We start from the raw sequence: 20,912 nt of genomic DNA, 5'->3' as shown, positions 1-20,912 counted from the left end.
TGGCGAGGGAGCTTGCTCCCGCTGGGCTGCGCAGCGGCCCCCGAAATTTGCGGGCGCTGCGCACCCGAGCGGGAGCAAGCTCCCTCGCCACGGATCTACAGGATCAATCGAAGATTTTCTTGAAGAACGCCTGCATGTCCGCCCACGATTTTTCGTCGGCCGACTTGTTGTAGCCAATGTCCGGCCCGCCGTGCTCGCCGTGGCTCAGGCGGTCGGCGTCAGGGTTGCTGAAGCCGTGCTTGGCACCGTCGAGGCTGACGAACTTATAGTCGGCGCCGGCCTTGTCCATCTCGCTCTTGAACGCCTTCACGTTCTCTTCAGTGACCATGCTGTCCAGCGCGCCGTGCTCAACCAGCACCTTGGCCTTGACGCTGCCGGGCGTGGCCGGGGTGTTGGTCACCAGGGCACCGTGGAAACTCACCACGCCGGCCAGCGGCACGCCCTGGCGCGCGGCGTCCAGCACCACCTTGCCGCCGAAGCAGTAACCAATGGCGGCGAGTTTGTCCGGGTCGGTCTGGGGCTGCTTCTTCAGCAGGTCGAGCCCGGCCTGGAAGCGCGCACTGGCGGCCTTGCCATCCTTGAGCGCGGCCTGCATGAACGCCATGGCGTCCTTCGGATGCTCGGTGTTCTTGCCGTCGCCGTACATGTCGATGGCCAGGGCACTGTAGCCCAGGCCGGCGAGGTCACGGGCGCGACGCTTGGCGTAATCGTTCAGCCCCCACCACTCGTGCACCACCACCACGCCCGGGCGCGGTCCTTTGACGGCGTCGTCGAAAGCGTAATAGCCGATCAGCTTCGTGCCGTCGGCACTGGTGTAGGGAATCTCCTGGGTCTGGACAGCGGCGTGGCTCATGCCACTGAGGGCCAGAAGTGCAACGGCAAGCAACCTGCGCATGGTGGATCTCCTTGAGAGGGGGCGTATGGGACAAGACACTCTAGCCGATTCATTCAGCCAAGGTTCAGAGAACGTTCAAGGGGTGTTCAGGGACCGCTGGTTAACGTGACTGCGACTTCACCCACCACCCACGCTTGAAAGGAATTTGATCATGACTGCGATGAAGAAACTGCTGCTGGCTTTCACCGTGCTGGGCGCCAGCGCCATGGCCCACGCCGATGACAATTTCGCCAGCCTGACCCTGGGCCAGACCAGCGACAAGGTCAAGAAGTCCGATGCCTTGAACGACAACCTGAACCACCCGAACGCCGACGGCATCATCGGTAAAGACACCACCTATGGCATTCGCCTGGGCAAGCAGAACGATCAGGGTCGCTACTACGCCACCTATGACAATGTCTCGGGTACTCACAACGGCATCAAGCTGCGCCAGGAAAACCTGCTGGGCAGCTACGACGTGTTCTATCCGGTCACCAGCACCACCAAGCTGTTCGGCGGTGGCACGGCGGGCCTGACCAAGCTGACCCAGGATTCCCCGGCTACAGCCGCGACAGCGACATCGGTTACGCCGTGGGCTTGCAGGGCGGCGTCCTGCAACAAATTTCGCAGAACACCTCGGTAGAACTGGGTTACCGTTACCTGCGCAGCAACGCCAGCACCGAGATGAGCCCCCACGGTGGCGACAAGGTCGGCTCGCTGGACCTGACCAGCAGCGCCCAGACCTACCTGTCGGCCAACTACACGTTCTAAGCGGCGTGGGGTGAGCGTATCCCGCCGGATCGGTCCAAAACGATCCGGCGCCTTTCGTTGTGGTACACAGCACTGGATCGTTTGATTTGCCTGGGGAGAGGCTTCATGAAATTACTGGTCGTCGAAGACGAGGCTCTGCTGCGTCATCACCTGCAAACCCGTCTCACCGACAGCGGCCACGTGGTGCAGGCCGTCGCCAACGCTGAAGAGGCCTTGTACCAGGTCGCGGAATTCAACCACGACTTGGCCGTCGTCGACCTGGGCCTGCCGGGCATCAGCGGCCTGGAGCTGATCCGCCGGCTGCGTTCCCAGGACAAGACGTTTCCGATCCTGATCCTGACCGCCCGCGGCAACTGGCAGGACAAGGTCGAGGGCCTGGCCGCCGGGGCCGACGACTATGTGGTCAAGCCCTTCCAGTTCGAAGAGCTGGAAGCCCGCCTGAATGCGCTGTTGCGGCGCTCCAGCGGCTTCACCCAGTCGACCATCGTCGCCGGACCATTGCTGCTGGACCTCAACCGCAAGCAGGCGTCCCTCGACGAAGAACCCCTGGCCCTGACCGCCTACGAGTACCGCATCCTCGAGTACCTGATGCGTCATCACCAGCAGGTGGTCGCCAAGGACCGCTTGATGGAACAGCTGTATCCCGATGACGACGAGCGCGATCCGAATGTCATCGAAGTGCTGGTCGGGCGCCTGCGCCGCAAGCTGGAGGCCCCCGGTGGCTTCAAGCCGATCGACACCGTGCGAGGACTGGGCTACCTGTTCAACGAGCGCTGCCAGTGATTCGTTCGCTACGCCTGCGCTTGATGCTGGCCGCCATGACCCTGGCGGTGTTGTTCATGCTGGCGCTGCTGCCGGCGATGCAAGGTGCGTTCAGCCTGGCGTTGCAGGAGTCCATCGAGCAGCGCCTGGCGTCGGACGTGACCACGCTGATTTCCGCCGCCCGGGTGGAAAACAACCGCTTGAAGATGCCGACGCAACTGCCCGACGAGCGCTTCAACCTCGCCGATGCCCGGTTGCTGGGCTACATCTATGACCGCGACGGGCGATTGGTGTGGCGCTCGAAGGCCACGCGGGAAGAAAACATCAACTACACGCCGCGCTACGACGGCCAGGGCAACCAGTTCGCGCGAATCCGCGAGAACGATGGCCAGGAGTTTTTCGTCTATGACGTCGAGATCCAACTGCTCGGCGGGCAGAACGCGGCCTTCAGTATCGTCACCCTGCAACCGGTCCGCGACTACGAGGTGACCCTGCAAGGCCTGCGGGACAATCTCTACCTGGGTTTTGGCGCGGCCCTGCTGGTATTGCTGGCGCTGTTGTGGATCGGCCTGACCTGGGGCCTGCGGGCCTTGCGGCGCTTGAGCCAGGAGTTGGACGAGATCGAAAGCGGGGCCCGGGACAGCCTCAGCACCGAGCACCCCCGCGAGCTGTTGCGCCTGACCGGCTCCCTCAACCGCCTGCTGTACAGCGAGCGCGAGCAGCGCAGCCGCTACCGTGACTCCCTCGATGACCTGGCCCACAGCCTGAAAACCCCGCTGGCGGTGCTGCAGGGCGTCAGCGAAGACATGGCCCGGCGCCCCGCGGACCGGGACCAGGCCTGGGTCCTGCAATCCCAGATCGAACGCATGAGTCAGCAGATCGGCTACCAGTTGCAGCGTGCCAGCCTGCGCAAGAGCGGGCTGGTGCGCCACCAGGTGCCCTTGCGCCCGGTGTTGCAAAGCCTGTGCGACACCCTGGACAAGGTCTATCGCGATAAACGGGTCGATGTCGGTTTCGACCTGCCAGAGCACTGCCAGGTGCCGATCGAGCAGGGCGCCTTGCTGGAAATGCTCGGCAACCTGTTGGAAAACGCCTATCGACTCTGCCTGGGGCAGGTGCGCGTCAGCGTCCACCAGACCCTCGGCGGCATGGAGCTGTGCGTCGAGGACGATGGGCCGGGCGTACCGCCGGATCAGCGGGCGCGGATTCTCCAGCGTGGCGAACGGCTCGACCGCCAGCACCCGGGGCAGGGGATTGGCCTGGCGGTGGTCAAGGACATCATCGAAAGCTACGGCGCCACGTTGACCCTGGGGGATTCGGAACTGGGCGGCGCGGCGTTCCGGATTCATTTTCCGGTGGTATGACTGGGTTTTTTTTCGGTGTGGCTATTGGCCTCTTCGCGGGCAAGCCCGCTCCCACAGGGGATTTGCGGTGCTCACGGGAGCGGGCTTGCCCGCGAAGAGGCCTACCAAAACCGGATGCTGCCACTCAGTTCTCCTGCTCCCGATAAGCCCCCGGTGTCACCCCCGTCCACTTCTTGAACGCCCGATGAAACGCCGACGGTTCCGAGAACCCCAACTGCTCGGCAATCTCCTGCAACGACAGCTGCGCATGCCCCAGGTGATAGATGGCGATATCCCGCCGCAATTGGTCCTTGAGCGCCTGGAAACTGGTGCCTTCCTCGCGCAGGTGCCGGCGCAGCGTCTGGGGGCTGATGTGCAGGTGGCTCGCCACGGTGTCCAGGTCGGGCCAACGTGCCGTGTCGCGGCTGAGCAGGCGCCGCAGCTGGCTGCTCAGGCTGTGGCCATCGTCGGGGCGCGACAGCAGGTCGGCGGGGGAGCGTTCGAGAAAATGCTTGAGGGTGCGTTCGTCCTGCAGCAGCGGCATGTCCAGGTAGCGGCTGTGGAACAACAGGCTGCTGCTGGGAGCCCCGAACACCAACGGACAGGGGAACAGCAAGTCGTACTCGGCCGCGTGGGCGGGCCTCGCGTAGCCGAACGTCGCCTGTTCCAGACCGATCCGCTGGCCAATCAACCAACTGCCGAGGCGATGCCAGATCACCAGCAGGCTTTCGCTCAGGAAGTGATCCGGGTCCCACAGCGTCGAGTCGTCCAGCACCAGCCGGACCCGCTCGCCTTCGGCTTCCAGCGACAGGCGGGGGGCGTCGGGGAACAGGCCGTAGAACAACAGGCCGCGCTGGAGCGCCTTGCCCAGGGTTCGGCAGTGGATCAACGCGTGGCACATCATTGCAAACGTCCCGGGTTTACTCGGCGCCCGGCCGAACCCCAGGTATTCATCGTCCAGTTGTTGCCACAGCGACTGCAGCAGGCGCGCGAACTGTTCCGGCGCGATGCGCGCCCGTGATTCCTCCAGCAATTGGGGGCTGATGCCCAACTGTTGCAGCAGGGGAAGGTAATCGAAGCCTTGCCGGCGCGCGCCACCCAGGGCTGCGCGGGCGAAATGGCTGGCGATCGTGCGTTGGCGCATGGCAAGAAATCCGTCCGTTAAGCCGGCGATGGTAGCAGCGGGACGGACCTGGACAAGGCGGATATCCGCCAAATTCCGGAGCGGGAAGCGGCCAGCAGGCGGAAATCCGCCACCTTACACGCCCTGTTTAAACCCTTGTGGAATGCGCCAACCCGTCTGCTATACCGGATGTAGGAGGTTTCGCAAAAATGGCACGCGCTTTGCGATGCGTTAGGTAGGTCTGCCGCGTGCAGCCGACAAAACAAATCCCTCCAGTGCAGGAGGGTTCGCAATTGAGGTTTCGTGGACGACAGGTGGATGTTGTCGCACGGGACGCTTGAGGAAGGTTTGCCATGACGACTCGTCAGCCCCTGTACAAATCCCTGTATTTCCAGGTGATCGTAGCCATTGCCATCGGTATTTTGCTCGGCCACTTCTACCCGCAGACCGGTGTTGCCCTCAAGCCGTTCGGTGACGGGTTCATCAAACTGATCAAAATGGTCATCGCCCCGATCATCTTCTGTACCGTCGTCAGCGGTATCGCCGGCATGCAGAACATGAAGTCGGTCGGCAAAACTGGCGGCTATGCGCTGCTGTACTTCGAGATCGTCTCCACCATCGCCCTGCTGATCGGCCTGGTCGTGGTCAACGTCGTGCAACCGGGTAACGGCATGCACATCGACGTGTCGACCCTGGACACCAGCAAGATCGCCGGCTTCATCTCCGCCGGTAAAGACCAGAGCATCGTTGCCTTCATCCTCAACGTGATCCCGAACACCATCGTCGGCGCGTTCGCCAACGGCGACATCCTGCAAGTGCTGATGTTCTCGGTGATCTTCGGTTTCGCCCTGCATCGCCTGGGCGCCTACGGCAAGCCGGTCCTGGACTTCATCGACCGCTTCGCCCACGTCATGTTCATCATCATCAACATGATCATGAAACTGGCGCCCCTGGGTGCATTTGGTGCCATGGCCTTCACCATCGGCGCCTACGGTGTCGGTTCGCTGGTGCAACTGGGCCAGCTGATGATCTGCTTCTACATCACCTGCGTGGTGTTCGTGCTGGTCGTGCTGGGTGCCATCTGCCGCATCCACGGCTTCAGCGTGATCAAGCTGGTTCGCTACATCCGTGAAGAGCTGCTGATCGTGCTGGGCACCTCCTCGTCGGAATCGGCCCTGCCACGCATGCTGATCAAGATGGAACGCCTGGGCGCCAAGAAGTCTGTCGTTGGCCTGGTCATCCCGACCGGCTACTCGTTCAACCTGGACGGTACTTCGATCTACCTGACCATGGCCGCGGTGTTCATCGCCCAGGCCACCGATACCCACATGGACATCACCCACCAGATCACCCTGCTGCTGGTGTTGCTGCTGTCGTCCAAGGGGGCTGCCGGCGTGACCGGTAGCGGCTTCATCGTACTGGCCGCCACCCTGTCGGCCGTGGGTCACCTGCCGGTGGCCGGCCTGGCGCTGATCCTGGGTATCGACCGCTTCATGTCCGAAGCCCGCGCCCTGACCAACCTGGTGGGCAACGCCGTTGCCACGGTAGTGGTTGCTAAGTGGGTCAAGGAACTGGACGAAGACCAACTGCACGCCGAACTGGCTTCCGGTGGTCGCGGCATCTCCGACGTTCGCGAAGAGGACGAGCAGATTGCGGCAGCCGAAGCACCGGGCGCTGTGAAGTAAGCGTCAGCCTGCACTGAAAAGACCCGCCTCGGCGGGTTTTTTCATGACTGACGAAAAGGCCACTGCACCCCCTGTGGCGAGGGAGCTTGCTCCCGCTGGCCTGCGCAGCGGGCCCCTTGTGTTATCTGATGCATTGCAGTGTGGGGCTGCTGCGCAACCCAGCGGGAGCAAGCTCCCTCGCCACGGCTCGCTTCTTGAGCGCATTGGTCACCCCAAACAACACCCGCGGTAATTGCCCCGTCTCTCATCCCTGCCTAGGCTTGAGCCATCACCCCTCGGAGATCGCTCATGCAAGGCCCACTGGCATCGCTCAAGGTTCTGGACTTTTCGACCCTGCTGCCCGGCCCGTTCGCCTCGTTGCTGCTGGCCGACATGGGCGCTGAGGTGCTGCGCATCGAGTCGCCGAACCGTGCGGATCTGTTGCGGATGCTGCCGCCCCATGACCACGGGGTGTCTGCCAGCCACGCGTACCTCAACCGCAACAAGCGCAGCCTCGCCCTGGACCTCAAGCAACCAGAGGCGCTGGCGGTGATCGAGGCCTTGCTCGCCGACCACGACATCCTGCTGGAGCAGTTCCGGCCCGGGGTCATGGAGCGACTGGGCCTGGGATACGAAGCGCTGAAGGCCATCAATCCGCGGCTGATCTACGTGTCGATCACCGGCTACGGCCAGACCGGGCCGTACAAGGAACGTGCCGGCCACGACATCAACTACCTGGCCGTGGCAGGCTTGGCCAGCCACACCGGTCGCGCCGACAGCGGGCCGCTGCCGCTGGGGATCCAGGCAGCCGATATCGCCGGTGGCTCGCTGCATGGAGTGATCGGGCTGTTGGCGGCGGTGATTGCCCGACAGCAGACCGGGCGGGGCCAGCACCTGGACGTCAGCATGACCGACTGTGTCTTCAGCCTGAACGCCCTGGCCGGTGCCGGGTACCTGGCCTGCGGTCAGGTGCCAGGGTTTGAAAGCCAGATGCTCAATGGCGGCAGTTTCTATGACTATTACCGCACGCGGGAGGGCCGCTGGATGTCGGTGGGCAGCCTGGAGCCGGGCTTCATGCAGGCCCTGTGCGAGGCCTTGGGGCGACCGGAACTGGCGACCCAGGGCCTCTCGCCCGATCCCGCGCAACAGCGGGCGCTCAAGCAGGCGTTGCAGGTCGAGTTCGAAAAACATGACTTCGCCGAGTTGTGCCGGTTGTTCGCGGGCATCGATGCCTGTGTCGAGCCGGTGCTGGGGTTGGACGAAGCGTTGCAACACCCGCAGTTGCAGGCGCGCGAGGTGGTGACCCAGGTGCCTCGGGGCGATGGTTCGCGCCAGGCGCAGATGGCGTGTCCGCTGAAGTTTTCGGATGGGCTGCCCGCGCCCCGGCACATTGGCGCGAAGGTTGGGGAGCATACGGACCAGGTGTTGGGGGAGCTGGGGTTTAGTGCGCAGCAGATTGCCCAATTGCGCGGTGACAAGGTGATTTTGTAGTGCTTTTTAGGGCCCCTTCGCGAGCAAGCCCGCTCCCACATCGGACCTACGGTGTACACAAGTCCCCTGTGGGAGCGGGCTTGCTCGCGAAGAGGTCAGTCCAGGCACCGCAAAATCAGGCTATTCCACCCGCGTCTCCCCACTGAACACCAACGTCCCCCGGCAACTGCGACACAAGTACCTGCGTCCCTGGCGTACCAGGCTGTGGCGCTGGGCCGAGAACGGGAAGTCGCTGCCGTCGCACGGGCATTTGTAGATGTAGCGGGTCACGCTGCGGCGTTTGATGGCGTAGGTGTGACAGCGATTGGGCGGCAGTTCGTACACCCCGCGCATGATCAGTTGCCACTCTTCGCCATGGGGCTGGATGCGCTCGCCAAACAGTTGGTGGGCGATCAGGTGTGCGACTTCGTGGGCGACGGTCTGCTTGAGGAAGTCATCGGCGTTTTCCCGGTACAACTGTGGGTTGAAGCGCAGCAGGTTCTCATGCAGGTGAGCGACCCCGGCTTTCTGGCCACGCAATTTGAAGCTGACCACCGGGCGTTTGAAAGGACGTTTGAAAAAGGTTTCGGCTTGTTGGTAACACTCTTCGACGCGGGTATTGAGTTGCTCGAGCATGCTGTACGGATCTCCAGAAACCCGAGTATGCCGCAAGCATCGACCGTTGCGAATCGCCGGGGCGCCCAGCGGTCGTTTTCGCCATTGCCAACACAGGAAGGCCGCCTTGCGGCGGCCTGTGTTGGCAGGATTGCTTGTTATCGGAGGGGCTTCTTGCGGTTAATTGGTATACACCGGGCCAACGCCCAGGCCCCAGACGATCACCGTGAACGCCATGATGGCGACCAGCACCACCAGGCCGACGGCAAGCACCGAGCTGGAGAAGAGGAAGCCTTCGTCCTGGGGAATGTTCATGAAGGTCGGCAGGCCCACGTACAGCAGGTAGACCGTGTAGCAGATGGCCGCCGTGCCGACGATCATCCCCAGCCACATGTGCGGGTAGAGCGCCGCCAGGCCACCGATGAACAAAGGGGTTGCCGTGTAGGTGGCAAACGCGACACAACGGGCCAGGCTCGGGTTGGCGTCGTAGGTGCGGGCCATCCAGTGGATGAAGGCGCCCATCACCGCCACGCCGCCCAGCATCGCCAGGTATGACATGACCGTCATCCACAGCGCGCTTTCCTGCGTCAGCATCACCGGAGGGCGGTTGCCGATGACCCAGCCCACCTGCGTGGTACCGATGAACGCCGATATGGCGGGGATGGCCGCCAGGATCAGCGTGTGGGTCAGGTACATGTGGCTGATGCTTTCCTCCTGATCGCCACGGATCTCCTTCCATTCTTGATCAGGGTGGGTAAAGAGTCCCACGACATGATGGATCATAGTCAGTCACTCCTTTGTTATTGCCATCGCCCCCAACGGAGCGCCTACGGGCCAAATGGCCAAGTAAGTAAAGGTCTGTATGTGTGTGCGACCTTATGCCGCAGTATAGAAAGGAGTTATCGCCAGCGGGATGGGAGGCTTAGAGCAAATTGCGCTGTCGGTTGGCGGGTTAATCGCCGATGGGTCTGTGCACCGCTCCGGCTGGAAGAATCCGCCTGTGGCGAGGGGATTTATCCCCGCTGGGGTGCGAAGCGCCCCCCATCCATTGGCTCCCCCAGTAACCCAGTCGTTAATGAGGGGCTGCTGCGCAGCCCAACGGGGATGAATCCCCTCGCCACAATAGCGCCCGTCATGAGCCTTCGCCGAAAGTGGATTTTTTGCGTAAAATGCCGGCCTTTCGTCACACCTCACGGATTTCGCGTCATGGGCACTCTTACGGTCAACCAGAACAAACTGCAAAAGCGCCTGCGCCGCCTGGCCGGTGAGGCGGTCGCCGATTTCAACATGATCGAGGACGGTGACAAGGTCATGGTCTGCCTGTCCGGCGGCAAGGACAGCTACACCTTGCTCGATGTGCTGATGCACTTGCAGAAGGTTGCCCCGATCAAGTTCGACATCGTCGCCGTGAACATGGACCAGAAGCAGCCCGGTTTTCCCGAGCACGTGCTGCCGGCCTACCTCGAGTCGCTGGGCGTGGAATACCACATCGTCGAGAAAGACACCTATTCGGTGGTCAAGGAACTGATTCCCGAAGGCAAGACCACCTGCTCGTTGTGTTCACGCCTGCGGCGCGGGACGCTCTACACCTTTGCCGACGAGATCGGCGCGACCAAGATGGCCCTGGGGCACCACCGCGACGACATCGTCGAGACGTTCTTCCTGAACATGTTCTACAACGGCACCCTCAAGGCCATGCCGCCCAAGCTGCGGGCCGATGACGGGCGCAACGTGGTGATCCGGCCGCTGGCCTATTGCAACGAGAAGGACATCCAGGCCTATTCGGACTTCAAGCAGTTCCCGATCATCCCCTGCAACCTCTGCGGTTCCCAGGAGAACCTGCAGCGCCAGGTGGTCAAGGAAATGCTCCAGGAGTGGGAGCGCAAGACCCCTGGGCGTACCGAGAGCATCTTCCGTGGCCTGCAGAACGTTGTCCCATCGCAACTGGCGGATCGCAACCTGTTCGACTTCACCAACCTGCGCATCGACGAAAACGCCACGCCGCGCTTCGTCAACGTGGTGAACCTCTGACCCGGCCAAGGCCTCTATTTCACGGCGCTCGCGAGCGCCGTTTTCATTTCTGACCCCAGGAGAGGGCATGCGCGATTACAAGTGGCTGCACGAGTATTGTCTGAACCGCTTCGGTTCGGCGGCTGAACTGGAAGCCCACCTGCCTGTTCCCAAGACCCCGGCGCAATTGCGCAAGATCAGTGACGACCGCTACCTCTCGACCATGGCGCTGCGGGTCTTTCGCGCGGGCCTCAAGCACAGCCTGGTGGATGCCAAGTGGCCGGCGTTCGAAGAGGTGTTCTTCAAGTTCGACCCGGAAAAAGTCGTGCTCATGAGTGCCGAGCACCTGGAGCGACTGATGCAGGACGCACGGATCATTCGCCACCTGGGCAAGCTCAAGAGCGTGCCGCGCAACGCCCAATTGATCCTGGATGTGGCCCACGAAAAAGGCAGCTTCGGCGCGCTGATCGCCGACTGGCCGGTGACCGACATCGTCGGCCTGTGGACCTACCTGAAGAAACACGGCCATCAACTGGGCGGCCTGTCGGCGCCGCGCTTCCTGCGGATGATGGGCAAGGACACCTTTGTGCCGAGCTATGACGTGGTGGCCGCGCTCAATGCCCAGGAGATCATCGACAAAGTCCCCACCAGCCTGCGGGACCTGGCGACGGTGCAGAATGCTTTCAACCGCTGGCATGAAGAGAGCGGCGGGCGGCCGATGTCGCAGATTTCGATGATGCTGGCCTACACCGTCAATCATTGAGACCGCGTCGCGCCCATCGCGAGCAAGCTCGCTCCCACAGGGGATTTGTGAACACCACAGACCTCATGTGGGAGCGAGCTTGCTCGCGATGGCGGCCTCTCAGGCGACAGGGACCTCGCCTTCCCCCGCCAACCGCCGGTTCAACTGAAACCGCCACCGCACATACAACAACGCCGAGCAGAACACCGCCAGGCTCGCCGCCATTTCCAGCAGGCCGAACAGTTGCCGGTTCGGGTCATAGGCCGCCAGCGCGCCCTTGATGAAGTACAGGTTCACCACGAAGCACATCCACGAGTGGCCGCGGGCGCTGCCGGTGAGCATGCCGGGGGCGAGGATCAGCAGCGGCACCAGCTCGATCAGCAGGATGACCCAGGGCCGCGCACCGTGCAGGTCAGCGATCAGCAGGTAATAGGCGCTGAGTAACCCCACCAGGCCAAAGAAGCACAGCAGGCTGAGGAGGCGGGCGATGCGCACCCGCGGTTCCAGCCACGCAATGGGCGGCAGGATCTTGGGCTTCTTAGCCACGGCCTTTCTCCAGCAACTGTGCCGTCTTCGCCAGGCGCGAACCCAGGGCCCGGCACAGCGCGACTTCGTGTTCGTTCAGGCCGCGCTTGCCGTCGCTTCCCGCGTGATGGCTCGGCCCATAGGGCGTGCCGCCGCCTTCGGTGTCGATCAGCGCCGACTCGCTGTAGGGCAGGCCGGTAATCAGCATGCCGTGGTGCAACAGCGGCAGCATCATCGACAGCAGGGTGGTTTCCTGGCCGCCATGCAGGCTGGCCGTGGACGTGAACACCCCGGCCGGCTTGCCCACCAGGGCGCCGGTCAGCCACAGGTTGCTGGTGCCGTCGAGGAAATACTTCAACGGCGCGGCCATGTTGCCGAAACGGGTCGGGCTGCCCAAGGCCAGGCCGGCGCAGTGCTTGAGGTCATCGAGAGTGGCGTAAAGCGGGCCTTGCTCGGGGATGTCCGGCGACACCGCTTCACATTCGGTGGAAATCGCCGGCACCGTGCGCAGCCTGGCTTCCAGCCCGGCCTGCTCGATGCCACGGGCAATCTGCCGGGCCATCTCATGGGTCGAGCCGCTGCGGCTGTAATACAACACCAGGATGTACGGCGTGCTCACGGCAGGATCTCCAGGATCTTCTCCGGCGGACGACCGATCACGGCCTTGTCGGCGGTTTCCAGGATGGGCCGTTCCATGAGTTTCGGGTGGGCGGCGATGGCGGCGATCAACTGCGCCTGGCTCAGGCTTTCGTCGGCCAGGTTCAGGTCTGTGTAGGCCTCTTCACCGGTGCGCAGCAGTTGCCGGGCGGTAATGCCGAGCTTGCCCAGCAGGCGTTCCAGTTGCGCGGCGTCCAGTGGGGTTTCCAGGTAGCGGACCACGGTGGGCGTCAGGCCGCGGGCCTCCAACAGTTCCAGCGCACCGCGGGATTTCGAGCAGCGCGGGTTGTGATAAAGCGTCAGATCGGTCATGAGCGGGTCGCATCTTGCGTAAGGTGGCGGCTATTCTACTGTGCCGCGAGGCCCCAAGCACCCAACAGAGGCAACGGGTCGCGGCAGCTCACATTCAGACAAGGATCGGCACATGGTAAGGCGACTGACGGCGGCAATGACATTCATGGGCATTTTGTTGCTCGCCGGCTGCGGCAACGACTACGGGGTAGACCAGAACGGCCAGGCCGTCGCCTCGCAGCGGCTGGACAAGCAATGGCTGGTGCTCAACTACTGGGCGGAGTGGTGCGCGCCGTGCCGCACCGAAATTCCCGAGTTCAATGCCCTGGCCGACCAGCTCAAGGGCCGCAACGTCGGCGTGTTCGGGGTCAATTTCGACCAGGTGCAGGGCGAGGAGCTCAAGAGCGCCAGCGACAAGATGGGCATCCGCTTCACCGTATTGGCTCGCGACCCGGCCGAGATCTTCGACCTGCCACGCAGTGAAGGGCTGCCGGTGACCTACATCATCGACAACCAGGGCAAGCTGCGCGAGCAGTTGCTCGGGGAGCAGACGGCGGCGGGGGTGATGGCGAAGCTGGAGGCGTTGCAGGCGCTCAAATAAGACCTGTTGCAAGGTGGATACCTTGTGGCGAGGGGATTCATCCCCGTTGGGCTGCGAAGCGGCCCCCATATATCAATGCCACCGCGATATATCAGACCAAACGCAAGGGGGCTGCTACGCAGCCCAGCGGGGATGAATCCCCTCGCCACAATCATCGCATCTACATCAGCTCATTAGTGTTGCTAGCCACAGGGGGGCGGTCTCAGCCTTCTTCCAGCCACCAGCGCAGCGGCTTGCCCTGGGCGGGCCAGAAGCGCATCTGCTCGTTGGGCGCGATGTCCCAGCGCTCGACCTTTTCCAGCGCCTGCAAGAAGCGGCCTTCCTGCTCCATCACGGCCGGGGCGCAGAGCTTGCGGGTGCTGCCGATCTTGCCGAAGCTCAAGCGGTGGCCTTCCAGGGTGTAGGCGGCAAACCAGTGGTTGCAGCCGCCGTTGCCATAGGCGCGACCATCGTCGCCGAGGGTGATGGTCAGGTGGCTGTAGTCCATCAACGGCCGTTCGCCGATCCACTCCAGGATGTAGCTGCGATTGTGCTGCAGTTGCACAGGTTCAGCGGCGCAACCCATCAGGCTCATGCCGATCAACGCGGCCAGGGCCGTGTGTTTCATCAGGCTGCTTCCTGGCATTTCGGGCACAGGTGTTTTTCACCGACCGTGGTCCAGCCCAGCTCGGCGATACGCGCGTTGGCGGCTGGCTTCTGGGCCTTGACGCCCAGCTGGGCATCGACGGCGAACTCGAAGCTCAGTGCCTTGGCGCAGCCGTCGCAGTTGACCTGCCAGGTGTGGATCGCCAGTTCGCCGAACACTGGGCCGGTGGTCATGGCAGTCCATTGGCCCATGGGCTTGAGCAGGTGCCGGACGGTGTCCACGGTCAGTCGCATGGACAGGTCCTTGCTGCCCTTGAGGGTGACCAGCAAGACATCGTTGGCCTGGATCGAACCGCCGTTGCCGGTGACCTGATAGCGGCCCGGCGCCAAGGCGCGGACTTCGGTCAGGGTGTGCTGCGGGTTCATCAGGGTGTAGCGGAAATCGTGTTCGGCCATGGGTCCTCCAAATAGGCGCGACATGCTAGCACGGGGGCATGGCTGGGGATGGGCAACCACGAGTCTTGCCGACGAAACTCCATCCTGTGGGAGTTATGTGTTGGCTGATAGAGCAGGTCAGCCATCTACCACGTTCTGTGGCGTGCCAGCCGCCCAGGCGGCGATGTTGTCCAGAGTGGTGGTGGCGATCGCCGCCAGCGCTTCATGGGTCAGGAAGGCCTGGTGGGCGGTGACGATCACGTTGGGAAAGGTCAGTAGCCGGGCCAGGACATCGTCCTGCAGGGGCTGGTCGGAGCGGTCCTTGAAGAACAGTTGGGCCTCTTCTTCATAGACATCCAGCCCCAGGTAGCCCAACTGACCGCTCTTCAGCGCTTCGATCAGCGCCGGCGTATCCACCAGCCCGCCGCGCCCGGTGTTGATCAGCATGGCGCCGCGTTGCATCGCGGCCAGGGACTGGGCGTTGATCAAGTGGCGGCTCTGTTCGTTGAGCGGGCAGTGCAGGCTGATGATCTGCGCCTGTTCCAACAGTTGCGGCAGCGGCAAGTAATGGGCGCCCAGCGCTTCGAGCTGGGCATTGGGGTAGGGGTCGTAAGCCAGTAACCGGCAACCGAAGCCGGCCATGATTCGCGCGAACGTCGCGCCGATCTGCCCGGTGCCGATCACCCCGACGGTCTTGCCCACCAGATCGAAGCCGGTGAGGCCATGCAGGCTGAAGTTACCGTCGCGGGTACGGTTGTAGGCGCGGTGCAGGCAGCGATTGAGGGCCATGATCAGCGCCACCGCATGTTCGGCGACGGCGTGGGGCGAGTAGGCAGGCACCCGGACGATGGCCAGCCCCAGGCGCTGGGCGGCCATCAGGTCGACATGGTTGTAGCCGGCCGAGCGCAGGGCGATCAGCCGGGTCCCGCCGCTTGCCAGCCGCTCCAGCACCGGGGCGCTGAGGTCGTCGTTGATGAAGGCGCAGACCACTTCGTGGTGTTCGGCCAGGGCGACGGTGTCCAGGTTCAAGCGCGCCGGCTGGAACTGCAGTTCAAGGCCGGCGGGGGCTACAGCCTTGCTGAAACTGTCGCGGTCGTAAGTCTGGCTGCTGAAAAGAATCACACGCATGGCGGCCTCCTGAGGCTTGGATGGCATCAGCTTAGCCGTGATGGCCCCGACGGTTATTGCGCTGGGTCAGGCGCTGATACGGGCCTCGCTCGCCAGCCGATTGATGGCGCGCTCCAGTTCTTCCAGGGCGGCGGCGGCTTTGGGGTCCTGTTGCTTGAGCAGGGTTTCGCTGCGCTGGCAGGCGGCGCGCAGTTGCGGAACCCCGCAGTAGCGCGTCGCCCCGTGCAGGCGATGGACTCGTTCGATCAAGGCGTTGTGATCGTTGGCCTCGCTGGCCTGGCGGATCGCTTCGCGGTCGGCTTCCAGGGACGCCAACAACATCGCCAGCATGTCCGCCGCCAGGTCGGCCTTGCCGGCGGCCAGGCGCAGGCCCTCTTCGTGGTCGAGCACCAGCAGTTCACCGCCGGCCTGGGCGTCGCCGTGGCGCTCCGGCGACTGATTGCGCAAGGCCAGGCCGGTCCATTTGAGCACCACCTGGGCCAGTTGCCGTTCGCTGATGGGTTTGGTCAGGTAGTCGTCCATGCCGCTTTGCAGCAGAGCGCGCTTTTCGTTGGCCATGGCATGGGCGGTGAGGGCGACGATCGGCAGCGGCGTGCAGTGGCGCTCGCTTTCCCACTGGCGGATCGCCTCGGTGCTCTGGCGCCCGTCCATGCCGGGCATCTGCACATCCATCAGCACCAGGTCGTAGGTTTCCTTTTGCACGGCCTTGACCGCGGCATAGCCGCTTTCCACCGCCAGCACCTTGGCCCCCATGTCTTCGAGCAGGGTCTGCACCAGCAACAGGTTGGCCGGGTTGTCATCCACGCACAGCACTTTGGGCGCGCGGCTGGCCACCGGCTCGTTCGGCTCGCTGCGGGTTGGCCGTGGGTTCACCAGGTCGGACAGCGAGCGGCGCAACTTGCGGGTGCAGGCGGGCTTGGCCTGCAACTGGCTGTGGGGGTTGGGCACCGAGAGGTGGTAGAGCGTCTGTTCGGTGGTGGGGCACAGCACCAGCACCTTGCAGCCCAGGTGTTCGAGGTCCCAGATGTGCTGGTTGAGGCGTTCCGGCGGCATGTCGTTGCTGGTGATGCCCAGCACGGCCAGGTCGAACGCCTGGTCGGTCGGGTGGGCGACGGTGACGCCGTTGGTCAGGCTTTCCAGGGTGTTGAAGGGCGTGACGTGCAGGCCGCAGTCCTCGAGCTGGTGTTGCAAGGCCTGGCGCGCCAGCTCGTGGTTTTCCAGCAGCGCCACGCGTCGGCCCAGCAACGGCGGGCCGGGCAGGTCCTCGGCGTCGTCGCGGGTCTTGGGCAGGCGCAGGCTGATCCAGAACTCCGAGCCTTCGCCCGGCGTGCTGTCCACACCGATCTCGCCGCCCATCTGTTCCACCAGGCGCTTGGAAATCACCAGGCCCAGCCCGGTGCCGCCCGGCTGGCGCGACAGTGAATTGTCGGCCTGGCTGAACGCCTGGAACAGCGCCCGCACGTCCTGGGCGGACAGGCCGATGCCGGTGTCCTGGATGCTGATGCGCAACTGCACGCTGTCTTCGTGTTCGTCTTCGAGCATGGCCCGGGCGACGATGGTGCCCTCGCGGGTGAACTTGATGGCGTTGCTCACCAGGTTGGTGAGGATCTGCTTGAGGCGCAACGGATCGCCCACCAGCGACAACGGCGTGTCGCGGTACACCAGGCTCACCAGCTCCAGCTGCTTGGCATGGGCGGCGGGGGCGAGGATGGTCAGGGTGTCTTGCAGCAGGTCCCGCAGGTTGAACGGGATGTTGTCGAGCACCAGCTTGCCGGCCTCGATCTTCGAGAAGTCGAGGATCTCGTTGATGATGCCCAGCAGGCTGTCGGCGGATTTTTCGATGGTGCCCAGGTAGTCGAGCTGGCGTGGGGTCAGCTCGCTTTTCTGCAAGAGATGTGTGAAGCCGAGGATGCCGTTGAGCGGGGTGCGGATCTCATGGCTCATGTTCGCCAGGAATTCGGATTTGATCCGGCTCGCTTCCAGGGCTTCCTTGCGCGCCAGGTCCAGCTCGATGTTCTGGATCTCGATGGTTTCCAGGTTCTGGCGCACGTCCTCGGTGGCCTGGTCGATGCTGTGCTGCAGTTCTTCCTGGGCGTTCTGCAAGGTGCCGGCCATGCGGTTGATGCCCGACGCCAGTTCGTCCAGCTCCTGGCTGCCCAAGGGCGGCAGGCGGGTTTCCAGGTGACCGTCCTTGAGCTGGGCCACGGCTTGCTTGATCTGGCTCAACGGGCGGTTGATCGTGCGGCCCATGCGCAGGGCCAGCAGCGCGGTCAGGCCCAGGCCGGCGGCAATCAGCAACAGGCTGGCGAAGAGGCTGCGATAACCGCGCAACAACATGCCGCTGTGGGACAGCTCCAGCTCGACCCAGCCCAGCAGGCGGTCGGCTTCTTCGGGAATCAATTCGCCCGCCAGGTTGCGGTGCTTGCCGAAGACCGGCAGCAGGTAGCGCGTGGCGTCGTTACCGGTGCGTTGCAGCAATTGCGTGCTGTTGCCCTCAGGCGCCCGGTTGAGCATGGTCGGGCCGGCGTGGGCCAGCGGCGAGCGGTCGGGGGCGAGGAAGGTCACGGCGCGTACGTCGGTTTGTTCCAACGACTGGGTGGCGATGCGCTCCAGCAGCTCGGTGTCTTGCCGGCTCATGGCGGGGGCGACCAGCGGGGCCAGTTGTTCAGCGATCATTTCGCCACGTTGCAGCAACTGGGCGTGCAGGTCAGATTGCTGCATCCAGGTGAAATAGCCGCCCAAAACCAGCGCCATCAGGCTGGTCGGCAACAGGGTCAGCAACAGCACGCGGCCTTTGATTCCCAGTTTCTTGAGCACACTTGTCTCCTGCATCCAGCGGTTCGATTAAGCGTTGCGCGCATCCGGCACGCAGTACCTGCGCAGTGTAGCGATTTGCAGGCGGGCAATCTTCGTAAAATTCAAGTCGCCGCGCATCGCGGCCGCCGGGCGAAGGGCGTAGGCGATGGTTGCCTCTTTGGGGGTGATCTTGAATAATCGCCAACTGAGAATTATTTGCAGATAGTCATGACTCCCACTTCCGCCGTTCACCCGCGCATCCTGTCCATCGAAGACGATCCCGTGCTGGGCGCCTACGTGCATGAGCACCTGGGCCGCAGCGGGTTCGACGTGACCTGGTGCCAGAATGGCCAGGAAGGCCTGGACATCGCCTGCCAGCAGGTTTTCGACGTGGTGCTGATGGACATCCTGTTGCCGGGCCTGGATGGCCTCGCGGCGCTGACCCGCCTGCGCCAGAGCCACTCGACCCCGGTGCTGTTGATGTCGGCGCTGGGGGCCGAGGCCGATCGCATCAGTGGCTTTCGCCTGGGCGCCGACGATTACTTGCCCAAGCCCTTCAGCATGGCAGAGCTGCACGTGCGTATCGAAGCCATCCTGCGGCGGGTGGCGCTGGACCGACGGCCGGCGCTGGCGGCGAGCGGTCGCCAGGCCCGGGACCTGGCCTTCGACGAAGAGCGTGGCGATGTACACGTCGGCGGGCAATGGGCCGGCCTGACCCGCAGCGAATATCGCCTGCTCGATGTCCTGCAGCGCAGCGGCGATGAAGTGTTGAGCAAGGCCTTCCTTTATCAGCATGTGTTGCAACGCGGCTACGCCCCCCACGATCGCAGCCTGGACATGCACGTCAGCCAGATCCGGCGCAAGCTCAAGGCGATCGACTACGGCGCGCGCCAGGTGCGCACGGTGTGGGGCAAGGGCTACGTGTTGAGTGCCGACGATGAAATGGTCTGACCTGCCGGGCCGGCACTCGCTGTTCTGGAAACTGGCGTGCCTGCTGGTGGCGTTCTGTCTGCTGATGATCTGGCTGAGTTGGTCCTGGGGCCGCTACATGGAGGTGCGCAACCAGTTCCTCTCTGACGAAGCCCGCCACACACTGAGCCATTATGCCGCCGAGGCCGAGCAAGCCTGGTCTGCCGGCCAGCAGGCGGGCGTCGAGCAATGGCTGCAAGGCATGCAGCAGCGGGAAGCGAGTTGGGTCGGGGTCATTGGCGGTGACTTGCAATCGCTCGGCGACCGCCCGCTGACCGACAGTGAAACCCAACGCCTGACGTTCCTGCGCGGGCTCGACTGGCCGATTCACAAGAAGGGCCGTCCGTGGCTGCGGGTGCCGTTTCCCGGTGACCCGTCCGTCGGTAGCCTGGTGATCGAACTGCCCGAGCGTTTCCTGCCAGGGCAGTACCGGGTGTTCTGGCGCGTGATCACCAACGGCGTGATTCCGGGCTTGTTCACCCTGCTGCTGTGTGTGGGCCTGTATCGCCTGCTGGTGGTGCCGCTCAACCAACTGCGCGAACAGGCCAACGCCTGGCGGGCCGACCAATTGAACGTGCGCCTGTCCAGCCACACGACCAACCGGACCGATGAGCTGGGCGAGCTGGGACGCGCCTTCGATCACATGTCCGAGCGCCTGCAATCCACGGTTGCCCTGCAACAACAGCTGTTGCGCGACCTGTCCCATGAACTGCGCACGCCGCTCAGCCGTTTACAGGTGGCCAGCGAAAGCGAGCAGGCGCTGCCGCAACTGCGCGAACGCGTTGCGCGGGAAGTCGCCGGCATGCAGCGGCTGGTGGACGACACGTTGCAACTGGCCTGGCTCGACACCGAGCGCGCGCCGTTGCCAGGCGAGGCGATCCAGGTCCAGGCGCTGTGGGAAATGCTCAGCGAAAATGCCTGCTACGAAAGCGGCTGGCCCGCTGACCAACTGCATTGCAGCGTGCCTGCCGATTGCTGGGTCCAGGGCAACCTCAACACCCTGGCCCAGGCCCTGGAAAACGTCTTGCGCAACGCCATCCGCCACTCACCGCCCGGCGGCGTCGTGCGGTTGGCCGGCCAACGCGACGGCGCCCACTGGCATCTGTGGCTGGAGGACGAGGGCGGCGGAGTGGCCGAGCAGGATCTTTCACGCATCTTCGACCCCTTCATCCGCCTCGACGGCTCTCGTCCGGGGGACGGTGGTTTCGGGTTGGGCCTGAGCATCGCGCGCAATGCGGTGCTGCGTCAGGGCGGGGGGATGTGGGCCGAGAACGCGAGAAAGGGATTACGCCTTAACCTGCTGCTAATCGCCAGTGAGCCCTGCACGGCCCCTGTGGCGAGGGGATTTAGCGAAACGTCGCACCGCCCCGCTGGGCTGCGAAGCAGCCCTCAGGCCTGAGTCCTCGGTGTGTCAGATCGGTTATCGGGGGCCGCTTCGCGCCCCAACGGGGATAAATCCCCTCGCCACAAAAAAATGTGTGCATTGCGCTCCTTGCTTGCAGCTTGCAGCTTGCAGCTTGCAGCTTATGCGCTTATTCCCATAAGCCATAA

The 20,912-nt window shown here is 63.8% G+C and carries 20 protein-coding genes and 1 pseudogene; 10 read left to right on the top strand and 11 right to left on the bottom strand.

Annotated elements, in window-relative coordinates:
* Window positions 1-103: 103 nt before the first annotated feature.
* On the bottom strand, window positions 104-895 hold the full coding sequence (locus KI241_RS20450; protein WP_042731786.1) for a dienelactone hydrolase family protein: 792 nt from the start codon (window positions 893-895) through the stop codon (window positions 104-106).
* A 151-nt stretch (window positions 896-1,046) separates the two neighbouring features.
* Here KI241_RS20450 and KI241_RS20445 point away from each other — a divergent pair.
* The 3 genes and pseudogenes from KI241_RS20445 (at window position 1,047) to KI241_RS20435 (ending at window position 3,771) form a co-directional block, all read left to right on the top strand.
* Window positions 1,047-1,645, top strand: a pseudogene (locus KI241_RS20445) (hypothetical protein).
* Between the two features lie 105 nt (window positions 1,646-1,750).
* Window positions 1,751-2,428, top strand: coding sequence for a response regulator (locus KI241_RS20440; protein ID WP_047736550.1), 678 nt, complete (start codon window positions 1,751-1,753; stop codon window positions 2,426-2,428).
* Window positions 2,425-3,771, top strand: a complete 1,347-nt coding sequence (locus KI241_RS20435) for an ATP-binding protein (RefSeq protein ID WP_042731783.1) — start codon at window positions 2,425-2,427, stop codon at window positions 3,769-3,771. The genes KI241_RS20440 and KI241_RS20435 overlap by 4 nt, the downstream gene beginning before the upstream one ends.
* Window positions 3,772-3,895: 124 nt before the next feature.
* On the opposite strand, the gene KI241_RS20430 is transcribed toward KI241_RS20435, so the two are convergent.
* Entirely contained in the window at window positions 3,896-4,894 is a 999-nt protein-coding gene (locus tag KI241_RS20430) for an AraC family transcriptional regulator (protein WP_042731782.1), read from the bottom strand.
* 332 nt (window positions 4,895-5,226) lie between these two features.
* Here KI241_RS20430 and KI241_RS20425 point away from each other — a divergent pair, with 332 nt between their 5' ends.
* Together KI241_RS20425 and KI241_RS20420 are read left to right on the top strand one after the other, a co-directional pair.
* A complete protein-coding gene (locus KI241_RS20425; protein WP_042731781.1) occupies window positions 5,227-6,558 on the top strand; it encodes a dicarboxylate/amino acid:cation symporter in 1,332 nt (443 codons plus the stop codon).
* Window positions 6,559-6,846: 288 nt separating this feature from the next.
* Entirely contained in the window at window positions 6,847-8,028 is a 1,182-nt protein-coding gene (locus tag KI241_RS20420) for a CaiB/BaiF CoA-transferase family protein (RefSeq protein WP_123578411.1), read from the top strand.
* Window positions 8,029-8,148: 120 nt separating this feature from the next.
* On the opposite strand, the gene KI241_RS20415 is transcribed toward KI241_RS20420, so the two are convergent.
* Both KI241_RS20415 and KI241_RS20410 read right to left on the bottom strand, forming a co-directional pair.
* Complete coding sequence (locus KI241_RS20415) at window positions 8,149-8,643, bottom strand: SprT family zinc-dependent metalloprotease (protein WP_053145879.1); 495 nt, start codon at window positions 8,641-8,643, stop codon at window positions 8,149-8,151.
* A 159-nt stretch (window positions 8,644-8,802) separates the two neighbouring features.
* Complete coding sequence (locus KI241_RS20410) at window positions 8,803-9,405, bottom strand: Yip1 family protein (RefSeq protein ID WP_047736546.1); 603 nt, start codon at window positions 9,403-9,405, stop codon at window positions 8,803-8,805.
* 423 nt (window positions 9,406-9,828) lie between these two features.
* Here KI241_RS20410 and ttcA point away from each other — a divergent pair, with 423 nt between their 5' ends.
* Both ttcA and KI241_RS20400 read left to right on the top strand, forming a co-directional pair.
* Window positions 9,829-10,653 (top strand): tRNA 2-thiocytidine(32) synthetase TtcA, encoded by an 825-nt coding sequence (gene ttcA / locus KI241_RS20405; protein WP_042733005.1) that lies wholly within the window; start codon window positions 9,829-9,831, stop codon window positions 10,651-10,653.
* 67 nt (window positions 10,654-10,720) lie between these two features.
* Window positions 10,721-11,395, top strand: coding sequence for a DNA-3-methyladenine glycosylase I (locus KI241_RS20400; RefSeq protein ID WP_047736545.1), 675 nt, complete (start codon window positions 10,721-10,723; stop codon window positions 11,393-11,395).
* A gap of 99 nt (window positions 11,396-11,494) precedes the next feature.
* Here KI241_RS20400 and KI241_RS20395 read toward each other — a convergent pair whose 3' ends face one another.
* Genes KI241_RS20395 through arsC form a run of 3 tightly spaced genes read right to left on the bottom strand, consistent with a single transcriptional unit; the run spans window position 11,495 to window position 12,868 of the window.
* The gene (locus KI241_RS20395; protein ID WP_047736544.1) at window positions 11,495-11,920 is read right to left on the bottom strand and encodes a DUF2069 domain-containing protein; all 426 of its coding nucleotides are present in this window, start codon (window positions 11,918-11,920) and stop codon (window positions 11,495-11,497) included.
* Window positions 11,913-12,518, bottom strand: a complete 606-nt coding sequence (wrbA, locus tag KI241_RS20390) for an NAD(P)H:quinone oxidoreductase (RefSeq protein ID WP_047736543.1) — start codon at window positions 12,516-12,518, stop codon at window positions 11,913-11,915. Before wrbA ends, KI241_RS20395 begins: the two co-directional genes overlap by 8 nt.
* Window positions 12,515-12,868, bottom strand: coding sequence for an arsenate reductase (glutaredoxin) (gene arsC, locus KI241_RS20385; protein ID WP_047736542.1), 354 nt, complete (start codon window positions 12,866-12,868; stop codon window positions 12,515-12,517). The genes wrbA and arsC overlap by 4 nt, the downstream gene beginning before the upstream one ends.
* 112 nt (window positions 12,869-12,980) lie before the next feature.
* On the opposite strand from arsC, the gene KI241_RS20380 reads away from it, so the two are divergent.
* Entirely contained in the window at window positions 12,981-13,448 is a 468-nt protein-coding gene (locus KI241_RS20380; protein ID WP_047736541.1) for a TlpA disulfide reductase family protein, read from the top strand.
* Between the two features lie 202 nt (window positions 13,449-13,650).
* Here KI241_RS20380 and KI241_RS20375 read toward each other — a convergent pair whose 3' ends face one another.
* From KI241_RS20375 to KI241_RS20360, 4 genes are all read right to left on the bottom strand, one after another.
* Complete coding sequence (locus KI241_RS20375; RefSeq protein ID WP_212802941.1) at window positions 13,651-14,055, bottom strand: META domain-containing protein; 405 nt, start codon at window positions 14,053-14,055, stop codon at window positions 13,651-13,653.
* On the bottom strand, window positions 14,055-14,489 hold the full coding sequence (locus KI241_RS20370; RefSeq protein WP_042728522.1) for a hypothetical protein: 435 nt from the start codon (window positions 14,487-14,489) through the stop codon (window positions 14,055-14,057). Before KI241_RS20370 ends, KI241_RS20375 begins: the two co-directional genes overlap by 1 nt.
* A gap of 117 nt (window positions 14,490-14,606) precedes the next feature.
* Complete coding sequence (locus tag KI241_RS20365; RefSeq protein ID WP_212802940.1) at window positions 14,607-15,596, bottom strand: 2-hydroxyacid dehydrogenase; 990 nt, start codon at window positions 15,594-15,596, stop codon at window positions 14,607-14,609.
* Between the two features lie 66 nt (window positions 15,597-15,662).
* Window positions 15,663-18,413, bottom strand: a complete 2,751-nt coding sequence (locus KI241_RS20360) for a response regulator (RefSeq protein ID WP_212803894.1) — start codon at window positions 18,411-18,413, stop codon at window positions 15,663-15,665.
* Window positions 18,414-18,620: 207 nt separating this feature from the next.
* On the opposite strand from KI241_RS20360, the gene KI241_RS20355 reads away from it, so the two are divergent.
* Both KI241_RS20355 and KI241_RS20350 read left to right on the top strand, forming a co-directional pair.
* On the top strand, window positions 18,621-19,343 hold the full coding sequence (locus KI241_RS20355; protein WP_212802939.1) for a response regulator transcription factor: 723 nt from the start codon (window positions 18,621-18,623) through the stop codon (window positions 19,341-19,343).
* Complete coding sequence (locus tag KI241_RS20350; RefSeq protein WP_047736537.1) at window positions 19,330-20,760, top strand: sensor histidine kinase; 1,431 nt, start codon at window positions 19,330-19,332, stop codon at window positions 20,758-20,760. The genes KI241_RS20355 and KI241_RS20350 overlap by 14 nt, the downstream gene beginning before the upstream one ends.
* Window positions 20,761-20,912: the final 152 nt, after the last annotated feature.

Source organism: Pseudomonas sp. Cab53, assembly GCF_018325965.1.
Taxonomy (GTDB): domain Bacteria; phylum Pseudomonadota; class Gammaproteobacteria; order Pseudomonadales; family Pseudomonadaceae; genus Aquipseudomonas; species Aquipseudomonas chlororaphis_E.
Note: the sequence above shows the minus strand (reverse complement) of the source record. Positions and strands in the feature narration are given on the sequence as shown.

Bases quoted from the DNA above. Each gene is read 5' to 3' on its own strand.
- KI241_RS20380 (WP_047736541.1), top strand. From the start codon at position 12,981: ATGGTAAGGCGACTGACGGCGGCAATGACATTCATGGGCATTTTGTTG.
- KI241_RS20425 (WP_042731781.1), top strand. From the start codon at position 5,227: ATGACGACTCGTCAGCCCCTGTACAAATCCCTGTATTTCCAGGTGATC.
- KI241_RS20400 (WP_047736545.1), top strand. From the start codon at position 10,721: ATGCGCGATTACAAGTGGCTGCACGAGTATTGTCTGAACCGCTTCGGT.
- ttcA (WP_042733005.1), top strand. From the start codon at position 9,829: ATGGGCACTCTTACGGTCAACCAGAACAAACTGCAAAAGCGCCTGCGC.
- KI241_RS20440 (WP_047736550.1), top strand. From the start codon at position 1,751: ATGAAATTACTGGTCGTCGAAGACGAGGCTCTGCTGCGTCATCACCTG.
- KI241_RS20375 (WP_212802941.1), bottom strand. From the start codon at position 14,055: ATGAAACACACGGCCCTGGCCGCGTTGATCGGCATGAGCCTGATGGGT.
- KI241_RS20420 (WP_123578411.1), top strand. From the start codon at position 6,847: ATGCAAGGCCCACTGGCATCGCTCAAGGTTCTGGACTTTTCGACCCTG.
- KI241_RS20350 (WP_047736537.1), top strand. From the start codon at position 19,330: ATGAAATGGTCTGACCTGCCGGGCCGGCACTCGCTGTTCTGGAAACTG.
- KI241_RS20355 (WP_212802939.1), top strand. From the start codon at position 18,621: ATGACTCCCACTTCCGCCGTTCACCCGCGCATCCTGTCCATCGAAGAC.
- KI241_RS20415 (WP_053145879.1), bottom strand. From the start codon at position 8,643: ATGCTCGAGCAACTCAATACCCGCGTCGAAGAGTGTTACCAACAAGCC.
- arsC (WP_047736542.1), bottom strand. From the start codon at position 12,868: ATGACCGATCTGACGCTTTATCACAACCCGCGCTGCTCGAAATCCCGC.
- KI241_RS20370 (WP_042728522.1), bottom strand. From the start codon at position 14,489: ATGGCCGAACACGATTTCCGCTACACCCTGATGAACCCGCAGCACACC.
- KI241_RS20430 (WP_042731782.1), bottom strand. From the start codon at position 4,894: ATGCGCCAACGCACGATCGCCAGCCATTTCGCCCGCGCAGCCCTGGGT.
- KI241_RS20410 (WP_047736546.1), bottom strand. From the start codon at position 9,405: ATGATCCATCATGTCGTGGGACTCTTTACCCACCCTGATCAAGAATGG.
- KI241_RS20365 (WP_212802940.1), bottom strand. From the start codon at position 15,596: ATGCGTGTGATTCTTTTCAGCAGCCAGACTTACGACCGCGACAGTTTC.
- KI241_RS20450 (WP_042731786.1), bottom strand. From the start codon at position 895: ATGCGCAGGTTGCTTGCCGTTGCACTTCTGGCCCTCAGTGGCATGAGC.